At 66.1% G+C, this 24,156-nt stretch carries 15 protein-coding genes; 4 read left to right on the top strand and 11 right to left on the bottom strand.

The window, feature by feature from the left end; translation table 11 throughout:
- Positions 1-51 precede the first annotated feature (51 nt).
- Both B2363_RS10145 and B2363_RS10140 read left to right on the top strand, forming a co-directional pair.
- The gene (locus B2363_RS10145; RefSeq protein ID WP_286929915.1) at positions 52-999 is read left to right on the top strand and encodes an aldo/keto reductase; all 948 of its coding nucleotides are present in this window, start codon (positions 52-54) and stop codon (positions 997-999) included.
- Positions 977-2,332 carry an ISL3 family transposase gene (locus tag B2363_RS10140; protein WP_376785936.1) on the top strand — a complete coding sequence of 452 codons (1,356 nt, stop codon included), beginning with the start codon at positions 977-979 and terminating at the stop codon, positions 2,330-2,332. The genes B2363_RS10145 and B2363_RS10140 overlap by 23 nt, the downstream gene beginning before the upstream one ends.
- Positions 2,333-2,938: 606 nt before the next feature.
- Here B2363_RS10140 and B2363_RS10135 read toward each other — a convergent pair.
- The 10 genes from B2363_RS10135 to mobF form a co-directional block, all read right to left on the bottom strand.
- Positions 2,939-5,659 (bottom strand): hypothetical protein, encoded by a 2,721-nt coding sequence (locus B2363_RS10135; protein WP_286929914.1) that lies wholly within the window; start codon positions 5,657-5,659, stop codon positions 2,939-2,941.
- Entirely contained in the window at positions 5,656-7,404 is a 1,749-nt protein-coding gene (locus B2363_RS10130; RefSeq protein ID WP_286929912.1) for a hypothetical protein, read from the bottom strand. The genes B2363_RS10135 and B2363_RS10130 overlap by 4 nt, the downstream gene beginning before the upstream one ends.
- A gap of 39 nt (positions 7,405-7,443) precedes the next feature.
- Positions 7,444-8,775 carry a hypothetical protein gene (locus B2363_RS10125; protein ID WP_286929910.1) on the bottom strand — a complete coding sequence of 444 codons (1,332 nt, stop codon included), beginning with the start codon at positions 8,773-8,775 and terminating at the stop codon, positions 7,444-7,446.
- Positions 8,775-11,684 carry a type I restriction endonuclease subunit R gene (locus tag B2363_RS10120; protein WP_286929909.1) on the bottom strand — a complete coding sequence of 970 codons (2,910 nt, stop codon included), beginning with the start codon at positions 11,682-11,684 and terminating at the stop codon, positions 8,775-8,777. The genes B2363_RS10125 and B2363_RS10120 overlap by 1 nt, the downstream gene beginning before the upstream one ends.
- 26 nt (positions 11,685-11,710) lie before the next feature.
- Positions 11,711-12,874, bottom strand: coding sequence for a restriction endonuclease subunit S (locus tag B2363_RS10115; protein ID WP_286929908.1), 1,164 nt, complete (start codon positions 12,872-12,874; stop codon positions 11,711-11,713).
- Positions 12,871-14,364, bottom strand: coding sequence for a type I restriction-modification system subunit M (locus B2363_RS10110; protein ID WP_286929907.1), 1,494 nt, complete (start codon positions 14,362-14,364; stop codon positions 12,871-12,873). The genes B2363_RS10115 and B2363_RS10110 overlap by 4 nt, the downstream gene beginning before the upstream one ends.
- Entirely contained in the window at positions 14,361-15,860 is a 1,500-nt protein-coding gene (locus tag B2363_RS10105; RefSeq protein WP_286929906.1) for a type I restriction-modification system subunit M, read from the bottom strand. The genes B2363_RS10110 and B2363_RS10105 overlap by 4 nt, the downstream gene beginning before the upstream one ends.
- A complete protein-coding gene (locus B2363_RS10100; RefSeq protein WP_286929904.1) occupies positions 15,857-17,869 on the bottom strand; it encodes an N-6 DNA methylase in 2,013 nt (670 codons plus the stop codon). Before B2363_RS10100 ends, B2363_RS10105 begins: the two co-directional genes overlap by 4 nt.
- Positions 17,866-18,348: an NYN domain-containing protein gene (locus tag B2363_RS10095; RefSeq protein WP_286929903.1), complete on the bottom strand. Its 483-nt coding sequence runs from the start codon at positions 18,346-18,348 to the stop codon at positions 17,866-17,868. Before B2363_RS10095 ends, B2363_RS10100 begins: the two co-directional genes overlap by 4 nt.
- Before the next feature lie 211 nt (positions 18,349-18,559).
- Positions 18,560-21,982, bottom strand: coding sequence for a MobF family relaxase (mobF, locus tag B2363_RS10090; RefSeq protein ID WP_286929901.1), 3,423 nt, complete (start codon positions 21,980-21,982; stop codon positions 18,560-18,562).
- A gap of 28 nt (positions 21,983-22,010) precedes the next feature.
- Here mobF and B2363_RS10085 point away from each other — a divergent pair, with 28 nt between their 5' ends.
- Positions 22,011-23,441: a DUF6880 family protein gene (locus B2363_RS10085; RefSeq protein WP_286929900.1), complete on the top strand. Its 1,431-nt coding sequence runs from the start codon at positions 22,011-22,013 to the stop codon at positions 23,439-23,441.
- A gap of 107 nt (positions 23,442-23,548) precedes the next feature.
- The gene (locus B2363_RS10080) at positions 23,549-23,848 is read left to right on the top strand and encodes a hypothetical protein (protein ID WP_286929899.1); all 300 of its coding nucleotides are present in this window, start codon (positions 23,549-23,551) and stop codon (positions 23,846-23,848) included.
- Positions 23,849-23,854: 6 nt separating this feature from the next.
- Here the strand turns inward: B2363_RS10080 and B2363_RS10075 are convergent, their stop codons facing one another.
- Entirely contained in the window at positions 23,855-24,076 is a 222-nt protein-coding gene (locus B2363_RS10075) for a hypothetical protein (protein WP_286929898.1), read from the bottom strand.
- Positions 24,077-24,156: the final 80 nt, after the last annotated feature.

Below are 24,156 nucleotides of genomic sequence, written 5' to 3'. Positions count from 1 at the left end.
GTTCATACAGCGCCGAACCGAACGGTTCGGTATGGACTCGAAGGAGCAGACATGAAGCTACGCACGCTAGGACGGGAAGGCTTGACGGTCAGCGCGATCGGCTACGGCGCGATGGGCACCGCCACCGGTTACGGCCCGAGTGACGACACGGAGTCGATCGCCGCGATCCGTCGCGCCTTCGAGCTCGGCACCACCCACTTCGACACCGCCCGCATGTACGGCTGGGGCGAAGGCGAGAAGCTCCTCGGCGCCGCGGTCGCGCCGTTCCGCGACGAGATCACCATCGCCACCAAGTTCGGCATCGAGTCCGACCCGGCGCGCGGCTTCGTGCCCGACTCCCGTCCCGGGCACATCCGCAAAGTCGTCGACGACAGTCTGCGCAACCTCAACGTCGACTCGATCGATCTGCTCTACCAGCACTTGCACGACCCGAGCGTGCCGGTTGAGGAGGTCGTCGGCGTGATGAAGGAGTACGTCGATGCCGGCAAGGTCAGGTACCTCGGTCTGTCCAACACGAACGCCGACAGCATCCGCAAGGCCCATGCCGTGCATCCGATCTCAGTCCTGCAGACCGAGTACTCGATCTTCGCGCGCGAGTCCGAGGCACTGCTCCCGGTGATCGAGGAGCTCGGTATCGGCCTGGTCGCCTACTCCCCGCTGGCGCGCGGCTTCCTGAGCGGCGCGGTCCAGCCGCGCAGCGCCTACAGCGCCGACGACTTCCGGCAGTTCATCGGGTGGTGGGCGCCGGAGAACTACGACGCCAACGTCCACATCGCCGAGGAACTCACCGACATCGCCGCGGCCAAGGACGCGACGCTGTCGCAGCTTGCCCTGGCTTGGCTGCTCGCCCAGAAGGACTACATCGTTCCGATTCCGGGCTCGCGCAACCCGAGTCGGGTAGCGCAGAACATCGCCGCCGCAGAGCTCGTCCTGACTGACACGGACCTGGCCCGCATCACCGAGCTCGTACCTAACGGTGGCGTCGGTAGCCGCGCCTGAGCACCCGAGGGGACCCGCAACGCAGCCAGCTTCGGGCTTCGGCCCGCCCGATCTGGCTGCGTTCACGCGTTTGGACGAACTCGGCCTGGAAGTCACCGGCCAACGTCTCGAATCTGACCGAGCAATCCTCGCGTGTCGAGTCATCGAGCCCGACCAGTGGTGCCATCGCTGTGGCTGTGGAGGAAACCCGCGAGACACCGTGGTGCGTCGCCTTGCCCACGACCCGCTCGGCTGGCGCCCCACGACGCTCGAAGTCGTCGTGCGGCGCTACCGATGCCCTGCCTGCGGGCACGTGTGGCGACAAGACACGTCGAAGGCCGCCGAGCCACGGGCGAAGCTGACTCGTACCGCACTGCGGTGGGCCCTGGAAGCGATCGTGGTCCAACACCTCACCGTGGCACGGGTCGCTGAAGGGCTCGGGGTCGCATGGAACACCGCCAACGACGCCGTCCTGGCCGAAGGCAGACGGGTCCTGATCGACGACGAGCAGCGTTTCGATGGAGTCGCCGTGATCGGGGTCGACGAGCACGTGTGGCGCCACACCAGCCGCGGCGACAAGTACGTCACCGTGATCATCGACCTCACCCCAGTCCGCGACGGCATTGGGCCCGCCCGCCTGCTCGACATGATCGAGGGCCGCTCCAAGCAGGCGTTCAAGACCTGGCTCACCGAACGCCCCGACGCTTGGCGTGACGGCGTCGAGGCCGTCGCGATGGACGGCTTCACCGGGTTCAAGACCGCTGCCGCCGAAGAAGTCCCCGAGGCGATCGCGGTCATGGACCCCTTCCACGTCGTACGGCTCGCCGGCGACGCACTCGATCAGTGCCGACGTAGGGTCCAGCTCGCGATCCACGGACACCGCGGCTACCGGGACGACCCGCTCTACAAGTCGCGGCGCACGCTGCACACCGGCAGCGGTCTGCTCACCGACCGACAGATCGACCGGCTCAATCGGCTCTTCGCCGACGAGGTACATGTCGAGGTCGAAGCAACCTGGGGCATCTACCAGCGGATGATCGCCGCCTACCGCACCGAAGACCGCGCCCACGGACGCAGGTTGATGATCAAGCTCATCGCTGATCTCAGTGCCGGCGTGCCCAAGGCCCTGACCGAGGTTGCGAAGCTCGGCAGGACGTTGAAGAAGCGGGCCGCCGACGTACTTGCCTACTTCGACCGACCGGGAACAAGCAACGGGCCGACCGAGGCCATCAATGGCCGGCTCGAACACCTCCGCGGTAGCGCGCTCGGGTTCCGCAACCTGACCAACTACATCGCCCGCAGCCTCCTCGAGACCGGCGGATTCAGGCCCCAACTCCTACACCGTCAACTGTGATGAGCCACGTTCGCATGGCGAGACGCGCCCGAAAGAATCTTCACCGCTGGTTGTCGCTGGTTGTCTTCTGTTGTCTCGCACTGTCTTCGACCAGTTCGGAGTCGCCGATGGCGGGCCAGATTCGGTGGTTGACATCGGCTCCGACCAGGCGCACCTTCGATGGGTGGGCACCCACGATGTCATCGCCTCCCTGACGCCAGTCGGGGCGGACGGTCCCGCCGAATCAGCGGGACCGGTGACGACCTGGCCGGAAGCCCCCGGTGCCGGGGACTCACCGGCGCCAGCGGTGGTGAGTCCCCACCACCGTGACGAGCTGCTCGGTGCCTCTGCCGCGGCGGCACGGTCGATGGTGCCGGGGACTCCCCGGCACCGGTTCCGGCGAGTCGCCGGACCCGCGTTTGAGCGGGTCAACACGGTCGTCCTGATTCGGGGCCACCGTGCGGTCCCGGCCCGGGGCCGGGACGGTGTTTCCGCAGGTCGCGCCGGTGGTGCTGAATCAGCACCACCGTTCGTGAATCCGCAGGTCACACGGTCCCGCTGATTCAGCGGCACCGCACCGGGTGCGGGACCGGAGGAGCCGGTCGTGCAAGTGGGACACCGGCATGGTCATCCGGCCTGCTGCGCAACATGTGAGCGCGTGACCAGTTCGCCGCGAAGAGTGGCGATCCTGCGGACCCACGAAGGCCACACGACTTCGAGCGATTCAAAGTCTTCGTCGTGACCATCGACCATGACGACCCCGTCGCTCGCGTCGGCGTCCCAAAAGGCCACCGCGCTGCCGTTACCTTCGAACCGAATCCGCCAATACGAGCCGGGATGATCGGCGAAGGTGGCCGCCACAACGACCCGACCGAGCATCTCGGTGGCGAGCGCCGGGGTGAGACCGGGCAGCGTTGAGGTCACGACGAATGTGGTCGCGTCGTAGTTTGCCCGGGCTCGACGGACGGTCTCAGTTCGCCAGTGGACCGAACCTCGCGCGACCCCGTGGACGCCCACGACAACGTCGAGAATCTCGCTCGGCCCGTGCGGCGACGCCGCACGGGCCAGGGAATCCAGCAGCCCGCCCGCCATCTCGGCAGCGCCAGCTGCCTCCTCGAGCAGTTCGATGTCAAGGCCGAAGTCGTCGTCCACAAGTAGGTGTTGTGCCAACTCTCGCAGTCGTGCGACATCCTCACCCGATGCGGGTCGGTCCGCAGCAGCAGCGAGCCCACGAACCGTGGCGACCTTCGCGTGGCCGTCCCGCAGGACCTGCCGTACGACGTCGGCGGTTTCCTCGTCGAGGTCCGCACCGGTGCCCGCGGCTCCGGGTCTGCCCCAAAGGAATGCCCACGTCGCCAGCTGGGCACCCAGCGCAACCGAAGGCGAGACCGCGTTCCGTTCCAGCAATCGAGCGAGGAGGTGGTTGAAGATGATCGCGTTGGTCGCTGCCGGAACGGGTCCGAGTTCCTCGATGAAGCCCGAGTCTGCAAGTGCCTCGGAATAGCGGCGGGAGAATCGGTCGAACGCCATCCGGGTGCGAGTGCTGACCGGAAGACGACGCCTCAGCAGCTCATCTTCGAGCTCGTCTTCGCGCTCGTCGTCGCCGTCGGAGGTCGTGGTGTCGCCTTCGCGGGCGAGCTCATCCTCGTCTTCGGGCGGATCGCCAACGTCCATGCCAATGTCCCCGAGCCGACCGGCTATCGCAGCCAGGATCACCTGGATATCCGTCGGCGCAATGCCGGGTCCGCCGCCGCGGCCGAAGTACCCGCCATAGCGGTGATCGCGGCGGACGCGGGTCCAGTCGAGGTCTTCGAGCCTGATCGACGGTTCCCCTTCGTTGTCGGCAGCGACTGGGGTCGCCTCATTGCCTTTCGCGATCCGCCAGACGGATGCGCGGTCGATGATGAGCGTCGCGTCCAACTCCTGGAGCAGTCCGTAAAGCTCTGCATCTTGCTCCGGAAGGTCGCCGATGTGTTGGAGCCGGTCTCGTTGGCCGACTTTGTCGAGCCGCCCGCGCAGCTCGGCTACGTGATACGGCCACGAGTGGTTGATCTGGCTGTCGTCACCGTCGAGCCTGACCTGGATCCGGCCGCCCTCGGCCAGTCGCTCCGCCGAGTCCTTGGTGAGAACCAGTCGGACCTGGGCGCCGTCGACTTCTTTGGCCGTCCAATCCAGCGGGCTGCCGGTGTGGTCCTCGACCAGGATGGCGGTTCCGTCGGAAATCGATCGGTCGAAGGCCAACGTGAGCCGGGGCCCGTCGAGTCTGCTCCACAACAGAACCGGGTGTTGCCCCTCGACCGTCTCGCCGGGTGGGGCGCCCTGATAGGTGACCTTGAGCGACGCTGGATCGTGAATCTCATTGCGTTCCAGGTGAGCGTAAAGCGAGTCGAACGCTCCCCGCGCACCGTGGGTGATGACGCCGAGCTCGATGTTCCCGTTCTCAGCGGACCGCAGTAGCGCGGTTCGCGACAGGTTGGCCGAACCAGTCAGCAACGTCTCCGAGTCACCATGGATCAGGTGCACCCACTTCGCATGGATGTAGGCACCCGGCTCGGACTTGACCTGCACGCGCTCGATGACCGCACCCAGGGCGTTCCTCATGACGTTCTGGATGGAGGCCGGATCCGCAGACGTGGCGTCAGTGAGCAGGAGGCGGGTGCGCTTGGGCTGAAAGCGGTCGACCAACGCCTCCAGCGCTGCACAGTCGGCGTCGTGGAACGGGGCGTGTGCGATGAGTTCGTCGACCGGGCCGGCGACCTCGACTTGCAGTTGATCAATGATCGGGTCTTCGAGGCTGCTCCGCAGCGCCGAAGGGCTGGCAGGTGCCGGCGGGATCCACGGCGACTGGCCCCACGCGGTTTGCAGCAGTTCGACGACGGGCGAGTCGAGCAGGCCTCGTTGAGCCAGCCCGTCAACGTGGGCCCGTGCCGAGGCGAACTCCTGCAGGTGCTCCGGGCGCTCGTCGCTGTAGGCGTACACATGCCAGAGCTCACCGGGGGCCGCGTAGCCCTCGTAGCCGAGGTTGCCCGAGCCGACTACCAATAGCCCGCTGGAAGGCCCGAGCAGCGCGATCAGCTTGCCGTGTGCAGCACGAGGGTGACGGACCGGGGCCGCGACGTATGCCTTGTTCGCGAGCCGATGCCGCTGCCCGGTCCGAGCCGACTCAGCGAGCGTCTCGGCCAACTGCCCGTCGTCGGCCAGCACGATGCGGAGTGGGATCTGCGCGAGCTGGCCCAGCAGTCTGGTCTCGAGGAACGTGAGATCGGCGCCGTAGGTGCATATCAGGGCCGTCGTCCACTGCCCCTGGAGGAGCTCAGGGATGACGACGTCTGCGCGCGGCGAGCTCACGAACTCTCCGCGTCAGATTCGCCGAAGGCTGCCGCCGCGGCGGCGAGCGCTCCCCCGGGCAAGTCACCGTCGGCCAGAAGGCTCTGTCCTGAAGCAGTCAGTTGACGGTCAGATTCGTTGAACGTCGAGACCCAACCGAGCTCGTGCACGGTCGTGCTGAGAGCTCGGAACCGGCTGTCGTTGAACACAGCCGGGGACTCCTGGGCGAAGAACCTGACGGCATCTCCAACGCGTCGCACCCGATAGGTGTCGTCTGGGAGCTTTGCCGCGGCCACTCGCTCGTGCTGGACGATCACGAAGTCCTCGATCAGCCATCGGGCGAGGTCACCGAGCGTCAGGTCGCGCAGCATGCGCTGGTTCAACTGATGCATGAACCGGGCCATGCCGATGCGGAGACTCCCGCCCTCTGCGACAAGGACCTGCTCCTTGGCGTATTCCAATGCGCGACTCGGAAGTCCGAACCGCTCGCGGAGCAGGAGCACCAGAGCCAGAAGTGCCACCATGATGGCACCGTCGTCCTGGTCATATTCGCGGCAGGCGGTGTACAGCGCGTGCTCGTCGAGGCCTCCGGCGCGCGGCCAGACGCCGTCGGCATCGGGCGACACGTCGACTTCGGCGAGGAGACCCTCAAGCAGGGCAGACGCGCGCGTGCTGGCATCTACCGCTGGAAGAGTCAGCCCCAAATCGTCTACCTGCGAGCTGCGGGTCAAGGAATCATCGACGAGTGCCCACAGCTCTGCCTTCGGAAGCACCGTGAGGCCGCCGTCGGTCGCGGCAAGTCCGCGGCGCGAAACCCAGCGGAGCAGGCGGTTGAAGACGTAGGCGAAGTACTCCCGACCCTGGTACACGCGCCAGCGACGAGCCACGTCTAGCAACTCGGGCCTTGGCAGGTAATCGGAGCCGTCGAGTTGCCGGAAGTAGACGAGCTGCCGGAAGTCGTCTTGCGAGAGCTCCTCTGCCTGTCGGCACGTGCTGAGATCCAGCAGCATGCGCAGGGTCTCGCAGCGTGAGGCCACCTCAGCGGCTGTCCCTGAGTGGAGGAACAGGTCCCTCAAAAGGGGCAGGTCATGCGCCTCCGCCGCGCGCAACTGGCAGAGGCAGCCCTTCCGGGCGAACTCGACAAGGGCCTCGCGTGACACCGGCTCCGTTATCTTGCCCTCACTGAGCAGGCGGCTGACTTCCGTCCCGGCGACGGCGTTGCGATATGCCTCGGCGAGAGACCGCCCAATCGGGGTTGGGGCATCGACCGGGAACCCGTTGGCCGGCGACGCCACCACCAGCGATCCGGTGAGTTCCATCGCGGAGCGGTAATAGAGCCCGTAGCCACCGAGCGGCTCCTTGATGTAGTCGAACTGCGGGTCGAAGTCCGGGTCGTTGGCCTTCGGACTGATTCGCCTGCTGCCGTTCACGTTGCCGACGATGGTGGCGTGTTCGGGGGCATCGCACACGTGACAGGCCATCGAGAAGATCGCCTCGCGGGGCCGGTAGAAGCTGACGAAGCTGGCGCGGTTTCGCGGCAGATCGGCGGCCCAGAAGTCGTCGAGCACCCATGAGTAGAACGACCAGTAGCGCGGGTGAACGGTGAGCACGTTGATGCCGGGCGACAGAGCCGGGAGGATCCTGTCGGAGCTGACCGAGCCGAGCCCGAGGTGATCCTGACCGGACTTGGGCGCGAACGCGCGGGCACCCCAGACGGGGCCGGTCCGCTCCCAGCCCCACTGCTCCTCAGTTTGCCCCATCGGCATTGCCACCTCCTCCCCAAACTGCCACTCGTCCGCGTGTGCTCACAAAACGACCCACCGCTCAAGTTGCCGGTTGGGCTTCCAGCCTGCGCCGAGGACTGCGGGATGGGTGCTGACGAACTCACGGATCTGGATCAGAGTCTCCGTCAGCCGCATCAGGAGGTCACGCTGTCGGTTCAGGATTAGCGGGTCATGGACGTTCTCGTTGACCTTGTGAGCAGGCGCCTGGCGCTCTTTCCGAACCTCATGGAACGGGGCAAGTAGCCGCCTAACGCCCTCCGAAGTCGTGCTTGGACTGGTTTTCGCTTCGAGTAGCAACCCCAGCCGGTTCAGCGTGCCGACTACGTCGCCAACGTCGTTCTTTTTCGGCGCGCCCGCCGCATCGAGGCCCTTCGCAGACAGGCCGTCCACCAACAGAGTGCTTGTCGTGAGGATGAACCCCTCCCAGTCGCGCGAAGTCGAACGTAGGACCCATCCCCACGTCGGCGGCCTTTCCGTCGACGTGAAGATCGGGGCACCAAATGCCAGATTCCAGACCTCATTGATCGCCGACATCTCCAGCAAGACCTTGGTGAATGGGCCAATTGATTCGGGCCAGTGACCCATCATTCGGCCCCACCAGATCGGATGCGGCTCGATGCCGGGATCGGGGTTCACCAGCTCGTACGTCTTGATCCGCTGCTGATGCTGCGACGGCAACCCGGCGAGATCGCACATGAGAGCGGCCCAATACCGCCTGATCGGCTCCTGGCCCTTCGGGTCGACACTGTTGTCGTACGCGTACCCAGCCTCCTTGAGCAGCGTCAGGTCCTCGAAGTCGAGGTCGTCGGTGAGCGCTGGCACGTCCGCGAACGAGAAGCCGTCGTCACCGAGCCTGAACTGGAAGGCTGGATCATTTAGGTAGCCCTCGATTGCCGCCATCTCAAAGAACGCGAGGTCGAGAGTTCCGCACTCGGCGCGCATGAGCCTTTCCATGAAGGGCTTCCCCGGGGCCGTCGGCAACGCAGCCAGGGCCGCCATTCCGGCGGCAGTCGGGTACAAGCATCCGCCCGTGTCGCCCCGGACCACCTGGTCGAACTCGTCCAGCTGACGCTCCCAGTCGCTCCGCACCCACGGCCGAATGTGCGTGTTGAGGTAATCGGTACCGGTCACCAGCTGCACCAGGCCGTCGGCGATCAAGGTCCTGGCACCTTCGTGGCTCTCGGACGAAGGCACGACGGCGAGGCCGTTGAAGTCGCCGGACTCGAGGTAGTAGTCGATGATCCGCGCCAAGAGCGACATGCGATCCGGGGGCGTCTCGTCATCGACAGGAGGTTCGCCGCGGGCTGCCGGGAGCGACGCCAGCCAAGCCTCCAGGTCCGCGGCGTCGTCCATCAGTAGTACTCCCGGACGTACCCGAGGGCCTTCTCGTAGACGTCGTTGTCGCGGATCTTGAACTGGACGTAGAGGGTCTGGCGCAGCGCCTTGCGGACCTCTTGGTCGCCAGCGATGGTGGACTGCCAGCCGTCGAAGCGGACGCCGCGTACGACTTCATCGATGCGGTCCACAACATTCGAGACGATGATCGGAGTCTCGTCGCCCTTGAGCGCGTCGAACAACTCAGTGAGGGCCGCCTTGCCCTTCTCCTCCCGCGGGATGAGCTCCTCTGCCTTCTCGGCGGCGACCGTGTCCTTCGCAAGCTCCAATAGCTCGCGGAGGAAGTCGAGGCTGGACTGCTGGATGTCTGCATACTTCTCGCGCAGAGCGTTGAGCCGCTGGCCGAGCTCGACGAAGATCGGGTTGTTGAGGTGGCGGGCGATCCTGGCGGTGATCTGCTTCTCGATCTCCTCGATGGGCACGTCCTTGCGCTTACCCGTCATAAGGTCCTCGATCGTCTGAGCGTCGAGGACGATGGTCTCGGCGCCCTGCGGGATCTCGACCTGGATGTTCTCGTTGATCAGTTCGATCGTCTTGGCGCCGAGTGCGTGCCACACCAGCCGGCCAGTGATGTCTGCCGGCCGCACAGACTCGTAGACGTCGGTGAGCCACTTGTAGTCGTCCCGATGTGGCTTCAGCATCGGGTCGGGGCTTAGCGCCTCCCACAACTGGGACACGACGCTGTAGGCCGACCCGAAGGCGTCCTTCACCATGTCGTCGGCGATCGCGGCCTGCGCCTGGATGAGCCCCTCGTAACCACCGATGGTGCGGTCCACGCCGGGGAAGAACGCGAGCGCGGTCGCCATCGCGGGCGCGAGCTGGTTCTTCAGCTCCTCGATGTTGGAGATCACCTGCTGCACGGCGGTCTCGTCGAACGCCAGCGACTTAGCGACGTCGTCGAAGATGCCGAGGTAGTCGACGATGAGGCCGTGGGTCTTGTTGGGCGGATAGACCCGGTTGGTGCGGGTGATCGCCTGCAGGAGGGTGTGCTCCTTGAGCGGCTTGTCCAGGTACTGCGTCTGCAGGATCGGCGCATCGAAGCCGGTGAGCAGTTTCGCGGTGACGATGATGATCTTCAGCGGATCAGCAGGGTCGTTAAACCGCGCGACGACCCGTTCCAGGTCCTCGGCGCCCGGAGTCCACTTCGCCCATTCGGCTGGGTCGGTCCGGGACTTCGACATCACGATGGTCGACGCCTCGGGCGGCAGCATCGTGTCGAGTGCTTCCTTGTAGGCCACGCAGGACGCCTTGTCGTAGGCCACGAGCTGCGCCTTGAACCCCTCAGGTTCGACCTTGGCCGTGAAGTGTTCGACGACATCGGCGGCGACCTGCCGGATGCGGTCGGGGGCCTTGATGAGCACCTCGATCGAGGCGGCCTTCTTCGACAGCGTGATCTTCTCGCCCTCGGTCAGGTTGCGATCCGCCGCCAGCTCCTCGAACGCGGCGTCGATCTTCTCCTGGTCGAGGTGGATCTCCGACAGGCGCGGTTCGAAATGCAGCGGGAGCGTTGCCCCGTCACGGATGGAGTCCTGGAACGTGTAGCGCGACAGGTAGCCGCCCTCGTCCTCAGGCGACCCGAACCACATGAACGTGTTGCGGTCGCGCTTGTTGATCGGAGTTCCGGTCAGCCCGAACAGGAACGCGTTGGGCAGCGCCTCGCGCATCTTCTGCCCGTAGTCGCCCTCCTGGGAGCGGTGGGCCTCGTCAACCATCGCGATGATGTTGTGCCGGTCATCGAGAACGCCGTCGGCCTCGCCGAACTTGTGGATCGTGGTGATGATGATCTTGCGTGCTCCCTGGCTCAGCAGGGTCTGGAGTTCTCTACGCGAGTCGGTCGACACGAGGCCTGGTACGTCGGAGGCGTTGAACGTGCCCGTGATTTGGGTGTCGAGGTCGATCCGGTCGACCACGATCAGGATCGTCGGGTTGGTCAGCTCGGCCATCGCCCGCAGCTTCAACGCTGTGAACACCATCAGTAGCGACTTGCCGGACCCCTGGAAATGCCAGATCAGGCCCTGCTTGATCTTCCCGTGCAGGACTCGCTGCACGATCAGGTTCGTGGCCTGGAACTGCTGGAACCGAGCGATCACCTTGATCTTGCGGTGCTTCTTGTCCGTCGCGAAGACCGTGAAGAAACGCAGGAAATCCAGCACTGCCGCCGGCTTGAGGACGCCGTTCACGGCGTCCTTGACAACCTCCAGACCAACTTTCGCCGGTGCGTCGGGGTCGGTCTCGTCCTCGCGCCACGGCCCCCACAGCTCGACCGGCATTCCGACGGTGCCATAACGGAAGTCCTTGCCCTCGGTGGCGAACGAGAACACGTTGGGCACGAAGAACTGCGGCACGCTGGCCTCGTAGTCGTCGTGCACCTGCGCGGCGCCGTCGATCCACGAGTACGCCGCTCGGATCGGCGTCTTTGCCTCACCCACCACCACCGGGAAGCCGTTGCACCACAGCACCAGGTCGAACCGCTTGCCGACGCGCCCGACCTGGAACGTCACCTCAGTCGAGATCACCCACTGGTTCGACGAGTCATCCTCGGGGTGGTCGAAGTCGATCAGTCGGACCGTCGTGTGTTCGCCGTTCGGTCCGAACGGCATCGACTTCTGCCCGGTCAGCCACGCCGTGAGCTCCTCGTTCGCGACCACTGGGTGCGGAGTCGTGCGAGCCGAGATGAGGATGGCCCGCAAGATATGGATGACCTCGTCGGCCTTCCTCGGGTCCGCCTCGACCTCCGGGTTCAACCGGATCAGCGCGGCCTGCACCGCACCCTCCAGCAGCACCTCGTCGGGACGGCGCGGAAGCTCGCTACCCGGCACGAACTGGACGTCTACCGACTTCACCAGATCGCGGACAAAGTCGCGCACGCTGTTTGCCTCGTCGAACAGGGCCATCAGTTACCCCCGAATACGTCGGACGACACTGTCCGCTGAAGTGCTCTCGCAGCAGCCATCCGCTCGTGGAGGCCCGACTCAGCGGACCCTGCCAACTCGATCCTCTCGACGATTCTCTTCTGAGTAGCCAGATCTGGGACCGGGAGTTCCAAGGTTCGTAGGTCAGAGCCCGCGATGCCCGAGACGGGGCCCCTCCGCACAATCGAGGCCATCAGGTCGCGACCACGCCGGGAGCGGAAGAAATGTAGAACGTAGGAAGGGTCGACTTCGTGAGCCAGACGCACGCGGATCACGGAGGACTCGAACGTGAACGGTTCGTCCAGGTCGGGGACCAAGCAGCAAGCTCCTGCGCCCTCAAAGACGATCGATCGTCGCGCAAACAGTAGGTCTCCCTTCGCCAGCAGGAAGTTGTCACCAGGTGAAACAACTCGCTCGTAGTCGCTGCCAGTTGAGATGACCTCCCCGCGGAACATCTCTCCCATGTTCACCATCGGGACCTCGCCAGCGCGCTCGGCCTTCTTCAGTGCCACTCCATTCTGAGAAGGAATCGTGCAGATCGAGGCGAATCGCGTTGGCACAACGTCGAGCGAGGCGAAAGCGTCGTCGCGTACAAAGCGTCGTGTCGAGTCAACCTGGTCAAGAACGAGCCCGATGGAGCGCCGTTCGCGCTCGATGGCCCAGAGGAGGTCGGCGATGCGCTTCTGCTCGTCGAGGGGCGGGAGGTCGAACTCGAAGTTGGCGAGGTCGCGCCAGTTGGTGCGGGGCGAGAGCGAACCGGCTGAGGTGCCGAGTGCGTGGTCGAAGAACTCGTTGGACTGAACGAGGAACGGCAGGAACTCGCCGAGCATCTGTGTGTCGTCAGCCTCGAAGGTGTAGATGTCGCCGGAGCAGATGGCGTCGAACTCGGCGTAGGCGACTTTGCGCTGGTAGGCGCGGCGCTTGCCGAACAGTGTCTGCCCGGGCTTGACGCGACGCGTGAAGGTGGTGCCGTCCTCCGTCGACCCCCAGCGGCCGATCTTCAACTCGCCGGGGTCCATGTGCTCCATGGCAATGATCCGGTCGACACCTGACGCGTCGAGGTCGCGGACCGTCTCGTTGACGTTGCGAACGACGTCACCGAAGGTGACACGCTTCCACGCGGACTTGTCGAGGCTCAGAGTCATGCCGTCACCTCCGCCCGCAGGAGCGCGAGGACGTCTACGAGTGCGGAGTCGGAAGCGGCGGCGGCGGCTCGCCAGTCAGCAACCGCCTCGGTGACGTCGATCTGCTCGCCCGGGTCGGCGGATTTCGCTCCGGCGACGTACAGCGGGATGGCAAGGCTGTGGCCCTTGTCGGCGATCTGGTTGAGGGTGGCGACGGCGGCGAATTGGTCGACGTCGGTGAAGCCTCGGTAGGCGTCGAGGATCTTCCTTTGATGGGCGTCACGCAGGAAGGACTGAGCCTGCTCGCGGGCGACCTCGTGAACAGCGTTGATGAACAGCACTTTGCCCTTGTGGTCGGCGGGCTTGGTGGCGCGCAGCGTGACGACGACGGCCTCCATCGGGCTGTTGTAGAACAGGCCGGCGCCGAGGCCGAGGACGCATTCGATGAGGTCGGACTCCACCAGCGCCGCGCGGAGCGCGGCTTCCTCGCGGCGAAACAGAACGCCGTGGGGGAAGAGGATCGCGGCACGGCCGGTCTTCGGGTCGAGGCTCTTCGCGATGTGTTGGAAGAAGGCGTAGTCGGCGCGGCCCTGGGGCGGCACGCCCCACACGTTGCGGCCGTACGCGTCCTTAGCGAAGGCGTCGCGGTTCCAGGCCTTGATGGAGTACGGAGGGTTGGCGAGCACGACGTCGAAGGTCTCCAGGCCGCCCTTGGCGTTGAGGAAGGAGGGTCGGGCCAGGGTGTCGCCGTGGGCGATGTGGCCGTCGGTGATGCCGTGCAGGAAGAGGTTCATCCGCGCGATGGCTGACGTCCCGTAGTTGAGTTCCTGACCGTAGAGGCGGAGGTTGCGCCACTCCTTGCCCTGCCGCTTCACCTCGGCGGCGGTCGAGATGAGCATGCCGCCGGTGCCACAGGTCGGGTCGTACACCGATTCGCCGGGCTTGGGTTCGAGCATCAGCGTCATCAGGTGGACGAGCGTGCGGTTGGTATAGAACTCCTGGGCGGTGTGGCCGGAGTCGTCGGCGAACTTCTTGATCAGGTACTCATACCCGTTGCCGAGCTCGTCCTCGGGCAGGTTCGCGATCGACAGCGTCTTCGTGGAGAAGTGCTCGATCAGGTCCGCCAGCGTGGAGTCGGGCAGCAGGTTCTTGTTGCCCCAGTCGCCGTCGCCGAATACACCAGGCAGGGTGTCAGGGTTGGCGGACTCGATCGCCCGCATCGCCTTGAGGATCGTGGCACCGATGTTCTCGGTGACCGAGCGGATGTCGTCCCAGTGGCAGCCCTCGGGGATGGCGAAGCGGTGGTTCTCGGGGAGGTCCGCGAGTTCCTCGTCGCCGTAGGTCGCCATCGCGGCGGCGTGCTCTTCGTCGTACACGTCGGATATCCGCTTCAAAAAGACCAACGGGAAGATGTACTGCTTGTAGTCGCCGGCGTCGATGAGGCCGCGCAGCACGATCGCCGCGCCCCACAGGTAGGACTCCAGCTCCCGCTGGGTGATCCGCGTGCTCATGCGCTCAACCCCCACTTCGCCAGCTCTTCTTCGAGGGCTGCGCGCGTCTCCTGTGCGCTGGCGTGCGCGGCTTCGAGGTTGGTGAGCGCGTCGGCCAGGGTGAGCTTCTCGCCGGTGTCGGCCGGTGCGACATAGAGCGGGATGTTGAGGTTGAAGTCGTTGCCCTCGATCTCCTCCATGGTGGCGACGTGGGCGCGGCCGTCGATGTCGGCGAAGCCGACGTACGCCTTGAGCAGTTCGCTCGCGTGCTCAGGCTCCAGGGTGTTCTGGTTACGGCCCTTCTTCATCAGGTCTTCGCCGTTGATGAAGAGCACCTTGCCCTGGCGGTCGGCCGGCTTGTCGTGGCGCAGGATCAGCACACAGGCGGCAAGGCCGGCGCCGTAGAACAGGTTCGGCGCGAGCCCGATGACGGCCTCGATCTTGTCGGCCTTGAGGACGTGGGTGCGAATGCGGGCCTCGGCGCCTTGCCGGAAAAGCGCGCCCTGCGGGAGGACGACGGCGACCCGTCCGGTCCTGGGGTTGGCGGAGGTGAGCATGTGCTGAACCCACGCCCAGTCGGCGTACCCCTTCGGCGGAACCCCGCCGAGCTGGCTGCGGCCCCACTTGTCGCTCGCCCACTCGACGTCACCCCACGCCTTGAGCGAGAACGGCGGGTTGGCGACCACGCAGTCGAAATGCGCCAAGTGGTTGCCCGTGTAGAAGGCCGGGTTGCGCAGGGTGTCCTCGCGAACGATCTTGAAGTCCTCGACACCGTGCAGCAGCAGGTTCATGCGCGCGATCGCGGAGGTGGCGAGCACCTTCTCCTGGCCGTAGAGCTTGCCCCACAACGTCTTGGGGCTACCGCCGGCGGCCTTCACGTGCTCGATGACCTCGATCAGCATGCCGCCCGTCCCACACGCCGGGTCGTAGACGAACTCGCCCTCCTGCGGGTCGAGGATGTTGATCAGCAGGCCAACGACAGAGCGGGGTGTGTAGTACTCGCCGGCCTTCTTGTTCGAGGCGTCGGCGAACCGCTTGATGAGGTACTCGTAGGCGTTGCCGAACACATTTGGCGCGACGTTCGCGTTGGATAGCGCCTTCGTGGAGAAGTGCTCGATCAGGTCCGCCAGCTTGCGGTCGGGCAGCTTGTCCTTGTTGGTCCAGTTGGCGTTGCCGAAGATCCCGTACAGCGTCTCCGGGTTCACCTTCTCGATCTCCCGGAACGCCGTCTGCAACGCGGTGCCGATGTTCTCGGTCTTCTCCCGCACGTCCGACCAAAGGTTGCCCTCGGGGATCGCGAAACGGTGGTTCTCCGCGAACGCTGCGTACTCGTGGTCGCCGCCCGACTCGTCCAGCGCGGCCTCAAACTCCTCCAAGTACACGTCGCTGATCCGCTTGAAGAACATCAGCGGGAAGATGTACGCCTTGAAGTCGGCTTGGTCGATGCTACCGCGCAGGAGGTCCGCCGCCTTGGCGAGGTACTGCTCGAGTTCGGGCAGGGTGATGCGATCGGTCACTTGGCTCCCTCGGTTTCGACTGGGCCATCTTCGTCGGCCGGGCCGACAGAAATCTCTGGATTCTCAAGTCGTGCGTTGTAGCGGACAGCATCGAGTAGCGCCGACCCTACGATGCCCGCCTCCTCGGCCAGACGGGCCGACTGCTCGTGGAGCAGTTGAGTCGAGAGCACCGCGAGTTGTATGTCTCGCTGCTCCGTCACGGGAACGAGTGGGACCTCGAGGTCCTTGATCGACGCGCGCTGGATTGTGGTGCCGCCCTGGAATCGCTCGTTCCAACTGCCACCCAGAGCGATGGCGAGGTAGCCCGGAGACAGCACATCGCGATCACGGACCCGTAGTCGATACACGCCGGTTGACGGCAGGTGGCCCCCCGCCTCATCGACTCGGGCTCTGATCGTGTTCATGGTCGTGACCAGGACGTCGCCCTCCCACGTCAACTCGGGGTAATCGTCGTACTCCTCGTCAAGGCCGAACTCACGCAGCGTGCCGTCGCGCACGTCCGCCGCAGTTGCGAGTCGCAAGCGCAACTGCTCTGGCGCATCCTCGTAGCGGTCCTTCGGACGTCCCATCCTCATCTCAAGGACACCCTGATCGATCAGCTCGCCCACGGTCATCACGCGGGACTTGGAGAAGCTTGCAAAGTGCTCGAACGATATGAGGACGCTCTGCAGTTTGGTCATGGTGTCAGAGATCGCCGACCAACCGTGGCGATAGGCATCGGAGACGTCGCCCGGCTCTCGCTCGGCGCGGTCTACCCAGCGGTTCGGAGTCAGGACGGAGTCCGCCGCGAGGACATCGGTGATCGCGACATCGGCCCGTGGGACATCCTGGCGAGCGCCTTCATCGTTCAGCCACTGGGCAACATGGAGCTCCGGCGTCCGAGACTCCGAGGCATCAATGAAGAGAACGCGCTCGGCTGCGGGTTCACGGATGGGGCGGCGGAGCACCCACAGGGCCAATGGAATCGACGTGTGCGGCAGGAGCTTGCCCGGAAGCCCCACGATCGCCTCGACGCAACCATGTTTAACGAGCTCGGCGCGAATCCTTCCCTCTTCACCCCCGCGGAACAGCGTGCCCGTCGGGCTAAGGACGTAGGCCCGACCGTTGCCCGCTAGATGCGCGATGGCGTGTTGGAGCCACGCCGTGTCCGCTGACGACCGCGGCGGTGGACCGAAGTCGAAGCGAGCATCAGTCAGGCGGCGGGAGGCGTCCAGCCGCAGGCCGAAGGGCGGCTCAAGGATGACGGTGTCGGCGAGCAGACTTGGATCGACATCCTCAGCCAGAACATTGGTCTGAGTGAGTTCGAGGTGGACGTCGTGCAGTTCGGCCCGCCGGCCGGCGATGCGAAGCGCCCTCTCGTCGATGTCGTGCCCCACCAACCGCGTCGGCTTTGCCCCAACGCGCTCGGACTCGAGAAGTGCCGCCGCGATCCCGCAGGCGGGGTCGTACAGGACGCCACCAGGCCGTGCAGCTGCCAGGTTGGCTAACAGGGTCGTGGTGCGGGAACCGACGAAGCCGGAATCCGCACCCATCTTGCCCTGTGAGCGGGACAGCCGCTCAAGGGTGAAGTCAACAACGGACGCCAGGTCATCCGTCCGGGTCCGCTCTAGTGCGGAAACCAGGCGCCCGAGTGCTCCATTGCCGTCGGAGGTGGTGTCGTGTCGCTTGGACAGTCCTCTCCTCCGGTCCAGGGCCAAGGACAGCATCATGTCTGCCTGCTGGTCAGGAGACCTAAGGCCCCGGAAGGAGTTGAGAGCAGCCCACACCTCCATCGGTGCGGAGTCGTTGTCCTTGACAAGGAGGGCCTGGTTGTTGGTCTGGGCAGCGTGCTGTTCAAGCCACTCAGAAATCTCCTTTAGCGAGAAGAGAGGTTTGCTCGGTGTCCCAGAAACAGGCTGGGGGAACGACTCGTTGCGCTTGCGCCAGTTGCTGACTGCTCCGCGGGACACGCCAGCGATGTCGGCGATGTCGCTCGGCGACACCAGCCCTTCGTCAAGGCTGTCGGTCACGCGGCACCCCCGAAACCGATGGCGGACTCTGCGAGGACGACGGAGCATGCAGCGGCCATGCGCAGTCGCTTCGAGCAGCGGCCGGCGTGTGCCACCACCGTGACCTCGACCCCCGCGGCTCCCAGAGCGGTGACAACCTCGGTGAAAATGCCGTCACCGGACACCAGCACCACCTCATCGAAGCGTTCGCCGATCCGCTCCTCAATGAGGACCTCGAGCAGTGCGAGGTCCGCACCGTCCTGCCCGGAGCGAACCACCAGTCGGGACCCAGGCCAACCGAGCCCGGCCGGCACGGCGCCAAAGTGGCTCGTGCCTAGCACCACTTGCTCAGTGCCGCTCAGACCGGCGACCTGCTCGACCGCGAGGTGTGCACCTACAGCCTGCTCAGTCGTCATGACCGCTCCCCCCACCACGTTCTCAATGTCCACCACCACGAGACGACGGCCCCGCAGCGAGCGCTTCTTCTGCGGGAGCGCCACCGCCGTTTGTGTAAACATTACATCACCCATCTGTACATGTGAATCCGATTGTCGACTTCCATGACCAAAGTTAGTCCGAGCCACGGAGGTTGTCAAGTGTGAATCGCGTTCACATGCATCCTATCTTGGACGCCATTCACGCAGATTGCTTTCCGCGCTCCGGCGCCCTTCGCGAGCAACTCCCGAGTGCTCTCAGCTCAGGCTTCGCTCATCACAGATGGATCTCGCGTCCCAGGTGCATCCTGGCCACGGGGGGCGTCGCGGTCTCCATCCGCCGTATCGCAGCTAGGGCTCGCGCAAAATCAAGGCGCTGGTCGACGGCCTGGGGCCTGCGGCCGAGCAGACGCTTGTCCTCGATGCCGTAGCGGTCGCGGTAGGCGGCCACGGTGGCCGCCGCGTTGTCCCACTGGGCGCGGAGTGCCCGATCGCCGGGCCTCGGACCAAGCGCCTTCACCCACTGGTCGTTGTCCCGCAGGGCTGCTTCAGTGAGCGTCCGCGCACGCTGCTCGATCAGGTCTCGCCGTTCGTCGAGGGCGCGCCGCATGTCGGGAGCCATCGGGCCGACTGCCTCAGGAATCAAGCCAACAATCAGCCGCGAGCGCACACGCCGGCCGCTCGCACGCTGGCTCATGACGAGCTGGAGCCGATGGCGAAGGACGGCGGCGACGTCTTCGGCATCACCCAGGCCGTGGCGGTTCACTGCCGAGGGCAGGATGCGGTCCACGTCATGACCGTTGGCTTCGGCGCGGCGTAGCTCCGAAGCGAGCGGTCCGAAGGCGTCGGAGGCGAGGACGTCATCGACCTGGTCTGCGGTCAGCTCGCACGAGCGGAGCAGGGTGGCCCAGCGGTCGCGTTGCGCGGCTGCGGCGATCGTTTCGTACTCGGCGGCAAGTTGCGCGATGGAGCCCCAGTCCTCCTGCTCCTCCGTGAGCGTCTGGTGCGCCGAGAGCTCGGCTCCCCGGTTGGCGAGGACGCCGATCAGCACAGATCGCGCGGTGACCTCGTCGCCGTCGGGTGCACCGTGATTGTCGTCGGCTGCCACGGTGACGACGTAGGCGTGGTTGTGGTCGCGGCCGCGGGTCATCGCGACGTACAGGCTCTCCCTCCTCGTCGAGTCGGAGACGACGACGTGAGCGGTGTCGACGGTGACGCCCTGGGCGCGGTGCGCGGTGATGGCGTAGCCGAGGTCGACGTGTTCGGCGGCGTACGCCGCGGGAAGAACGACGGCGCCGCTGTGCTTGCGGTCGAGGCGGCGTACGACCATCGAGCCGTCCATCCGGAGGTCGGTGACGCGCCAGCGGTCACCGTTGCGCACCCAGCCCGAGCGAAGAGTCCGGATGCGGCGGTCGTTCTTGCGGGTGATGATCCAGTCGCCGATCGAGGCTCGAGTGCCGTCGTTCAGGCGCGCCTCGGTGCCCTGTCGCGTCGCCCCACTGATGAGCCGCTCGGTGCGCGCCTTGGCGTTGAGCTCGTGGGCTACGTGGGAGGTGTCGGCGATGAGGACGCTGGCGCGTCCCGCAGCAATGTCGTCCCGCCAGGCTCCGTAGGCGGCGTCCGCCATGTCGTCTACGTCCCCGTCGCTGACGCGTTGATGAGCGAGGTAGGCATCGACCGTTTCTGGGCGGCCGTGGCGCAGGTCGAGGGAGGCGACCTTCTCCCACGCATGCGAGAAGCGGTGGATGTCGACGAGCTCGGGTGCGTCGTCGCGGGCTTCGGCGAGCATGCCGAACGCTCCGCCCGCCTCGACAGACTGAAGCTGGGCCCAGTCGCCGACCAGGAGGACCTTCGCTCCTGCGGCCTGTGCATGGGCGGTGATGCGGTCGAGGGTCATGGTGCCGGCGAGCGTGGCCTCGTCGAGGATCACGAGCTGGTTCTTCCTGAGCGCGGTCCGGCCTTGATCGTGCTCGTAGCACCACTTCGCGGTGTTCTCGCAGGCGATGCCCAGGTCACCGGCGAGTACGGCGGCCGCTGCCGCACTCGGCGCCAGGCCGACGACGCTGCCCGTGCCGTGTTGGCGGGTCCAGGCGTCCTGGAGCGCCCGCATGGCGGTGGTCTTGCCCGCGCCCGCCGGGCCGATGAGCAGGTCCACCTCTCGTCCGGACACTGCGATCTTCGCGATCGCCTCTGCTTGCTCGGGACTCAGCCGGTTGCCCTTCACCGATCGGGCTGCGACGGCGTCGACGATCTCAATGCCGATGGTGGGTGCCGTCGTCGTGGCCGAGCGTTCGAGCAGCCGGTCCTCGGCGGCGAGCAGGTGCTCTGCCGAGAATACGGTCGAGTGCTTGGGCCGAAAGGTGCTGGTGCCGTCCTCGCGCACGAAGGGTTGCGGGGTCGTCGCCAGTTCGGGCGGCGTGAGTCGCAGGGAGCCGCGCTCGGCGGCGTCGACGACGAGGCCGGTGACTGCCTCGCGGTCGGCGGCGCTGGCGAATCTCCATCCGAGGGTCTGGCGTGCAGCCTCGGAATACAGGTTGGCGCGGCGCCAGGTCGATCGCTTCTCGCCGACCGCGGCGACCACGCGGCGGCCGACCTCCTCGATGAAGTCGAGCGGTACGTCGTCTGCTCGCAGCTGCCGCGCGGGTAGGTTGGACGTGGTTTCCCTCGCCCAGGCGACCGGATCGGTTCCGATGTGGTCGGTGGTCCGGCTACGCCACAGGTTTGTGAGGTCGGCGAGCGAGTGAACGTGCTTGGCGGGGCGGTTCGACAGGTTGGCCTGCTGGCGAAGCTTGATGATTGTGGCCCGGCGAGGGCGGCGGCCATGTCGCTCGACGTACTCGTCGATGAGCCGGTCGGTCGTCGCGTCGATGGCGCGGGTACGGCCGGAGAACTTCTCGACGAGCGACTGCGGGACCCCGAGGATCTCCCAGGCGGGGTTACGGTCTCGGCCGCGTGGGCGCCGCTCCCAGTCGACGCAGAGCATGCGGGTCAGGTGGTCGCTGAACGACGCCTCGTGCAGTTCGGAGAGTGCGACGACCCACCCATGCAGTGGGGCGCCGTCGATGGCGCGCCACTTGCCGTCGCGGACGGTCTTGACCTTGTTGGAGATGACGACGTGGGTGTGCAGGTGCGGGTCGTTGGCCCGTGAGTCGTAGTGGTCGAACCCGGTCGCGACGACTCCGGTGACCTCGACCTGCGCGACCGCGCCCTTCGGCCCCTTGTCGCCGACGCGGGTGGCGACGACCTCGCGTTCGAGGAAGTCGAGCGCGTCGGCAACCGCTGCGTGGTGCGCTTCGGCGATCAGCGCCTGAGTGCCGCCGTCGGCCACTCCCCAGAGCACGCTGGCTGACTTCGGGATCGAGAAGGTGAGGTCGTACCCGGCGACGGCGTGGCGACGCTTGCCTGCCTCCGGCTGGTCGTAGGTGCGGTATCGCCGGCCGAGCGGCTCGCCCGTGATGGGGTGAGCGCCCTGCCCGATGAGCTGCTTGAGCTGCTCCTCAGTCACCTCGTCGCCAACGCGGATCGCGGTCTCCAGGCTGGCGACTCCGGAGCCCATCCATCGCCCGGGTGGCGTGCCTGCCTCGGTGTAGTAGCGAGTCAGCGGCGTCGACAGCGACCTGTCGCCGTCGCCCGCAGCCACTGTTCGCAGCAGGTACTCGTAGCCCTTGCCGGCGCTCATCTTGTAGATCGTGACGGTCACCGCGACCACCTCCTTGTAGGAGGTAGGTGTGCGCGCCGCTCCGCCCGCCCGGGCCTTTAGACCTCGATTGCAAGAGGCGTGGAAGGAAATCAGGAGGTTGTGGGGAACGGGACGGGCAGAGGGCTCAGGGAGTCAGGAAGAAGGCAATGAAGAGGTAGACGAGCAGGACGAGGATGAGCATGAAGAACCGGGAGGTGCGGGTGGAGGACGAGCGGACGAGAGAATGGCCGCCGTGAGCAACCTGGCCGACGCCGTACTCCCGCTGATCCGCACCCGGTCCGACCTGTACAGGTACAGCGCCGCCAACGTGCACGGGCGGGACATGCACGAAGCGGTCGACATCCTCGAGTCCGCGATTCCGACGACCGATCCGGCCGAGATCTACTCGGTCACTCACAAGGCGCTGGCATCCGCGCTAAAGGTGATCGCGCGTGCGGACGACAGCGCCGGGATCATCGGCGACGCGTGCCGGCGACTGCTGGAGCTCCACCCGCGGGCGGCCGCCGCGGCTAGGACGCCGGTCACGAAGCTGGTCGACTGGATGATGAAGTTCCAGTTCGATGACGACGAGGTCGATTACTTCGAGCTCGACCCGGTGGCGTACGCGCAAGCCCTCGGCGAGGTCGGCATGGCGTCATACCGGAAGCGGCTGGCCGAAGTCGAGGCGAAACGCGGCCCGCGGCCCGTCGATCGGTGGCAGTCCGGCCACTCCCACGAATGGTTCACCCTGGACTGGAATGCCCAGAGGCTCGCGGTCCTCGACCACGACATCGACGCCATCATCCGCACCCATGCCAAGGACAGGAAGGTCGCGGCGTGGCTGGAGGACACCGCCGAGGCGTTCGAGGAGATCGGCGAGATCGACCTCGCCATCGACTGGGCCAAGCAGGCGACCGACTTCGACCGTGGGCACCAGTCGCTCGAGGCGGCGGACTACTGGTGCGGGCTGCTGGAGGCGCATCGGCCGGCCGAAGCGCTCGACGCGCGGCTCTCGGTGTTCCGCAAGTGGCCGTCGTCGACCTCGGCGGCCCGGCTGCACAAGGCGGCGGGCAAGTCCTGGCCCGACTACCGGGACGAGGTCGTGGCAACCCTCTCAGCGAGCCCGCGGGACGCGGTCCTGTTCGCGCTCCTCACCTTGAAGGAGCCGGAGTTCGCGTGGAACCTCGCGCACTCGTTGGCGCTCGACAGCGACCACACCTGGAGCGAGCTGCTGAAGGCGTACGAGAAGGTCGACCCGATCGCCACGCTGCCGATCCACCAGCGACTCGTCGAGAACGAGCTCGTCGAGGCCGGCGCCCAGCATTACCGGCTGGCAGCGCGAAGGCTGGCGAGGATGCGGAAGCTCAGTGCCGGGTCCGAGAAGTCGGCGGAGGTCAACGACCTGATCGCGGAGCTGCGCGAGACCCATCGACGTCGTCCGCGGCTGCAGCAGGAGTTCGATCGCGCTGGGTTGCCCTGACGGGCGTCAGTCTCGGTCTTCGCGGGGTGGTCTGCCGCGTGAGTGCGGTGGATGACGCGCTGGGAGGCCAAGCGACCAGTCGACCACCCAGGTAACGTGAACTAGCAATGGAGTACCGAGAGCCGCCCGAGATCGACCCCTCGAAGATCACCATCGATCCGGAGATCCACTTCATCGACCACCGCCTCTGGGACCAACGCTGCGCCACGCTCCCGGGCGGGCGCCGAAAGCACCTCAAGATGGCGTGGCGCTACATCTGGAAATCGGACCTCCGTGCGGCAACGGTATGCCGCGTGGGTCGCCACCGCCGGACGAACATGTTCAGGATGGCCGGCGGCAAGCCGGTCAGCGTTCAAGTCGTTTGCGGCGACTGCTGCGAGCGCCTGTCTGCCGAGCAGCCTGTCTGACCGAACTCAGCCCGCGGCCAGGCCGAGAATGGACTCGGCCTTGGTGAACACCTGGCACTGGAGACACTCGGGCTCGCGCTCAGCGCCAGAGCAGACGGGGCACCTGCGGAACCAGAAGCGCCACGACCGCACCCTGTCACCGCGACGCGCGAGGTGGAGCAGCACCTCGAGCTCATACTTCGTGATCTCGACCGGTGCATCCCAGTCGTAGTCGTCGTCGAACTCCATGGCGCGGACGCTATGCGGAGGGGCCGACAACGTGAGGGCGGGGTTCGCTGACCAGCGGTTTCGCGGGACGGGCGCGCCCC

Origin of the sequence: Aeromicrobium sp. UBA7512, assembly GCF_002476985.1 — a bacterium.
Classification (GTDB): domain Bacteria; phylum Actinomycetota; class Actinomycetes; order Propionibacteriales; family Nocardioidaceae; genus Aeromicrobium; species Aeromicrobium phoceense.
This window is presented reverse-complemented; position numbering and strand designations above follow the sequence as displayed.

Excerpts from the sequence above, each read along its gene's own strand:
- B2363_RS10075 (WP_286929898.1), bottom strand. The coding sequence starts at position 24,076 with ATGGAGTTCGACGACGACTACGACTGGGATGCACCGGTCGAGATCACG.
- B2363_RS10080 (WP_286929899.1), top strand. The coding sequence starts at position 23,549 with ATGGAGTACCGAGAGCCGCCCGAGATCGACCCCTCGAAGATCACCATC.
- B2363_RS10145 (WP_286929915.1), top strand. The coding sequence starts at position 52 with ATGAAGCTACGCACGCTAGGACGGGAAGGCTTGACGGTCAGCGCGATC.
- B2363_RS10115 (WP_286929908.1), bottom strand. The coding sequence starts at position 12,874 with ATGACTCTGAGCCTCGACAAGTCCGCGTGGAAGCGTGTCACCTTCGGT.
- B2363_RS10130 (WP_286929912.1), bottom strand. The coding sequence starts at position 7,404 with ATGCCGATGGGGCAAACTGAGGAGCAGTGGGGCTGGGAGCGGACCGGC.
- B2363_RS10110 (WP_286929907.1), bottom strand. The coding sequence starts at position 14,364 with ATGAGCACGCGGATCACCCAGCGGGAGCTGGAGTCCTACCTGTGGGGC.
- B2363_RS10125 (WP_286929910.1), bottom strand. The coding sequence starts at position 8,775 with ATGGACGACGCCGCGGACCTGGAGGCTTGGCTGGCGTCGCTCCCGGCA.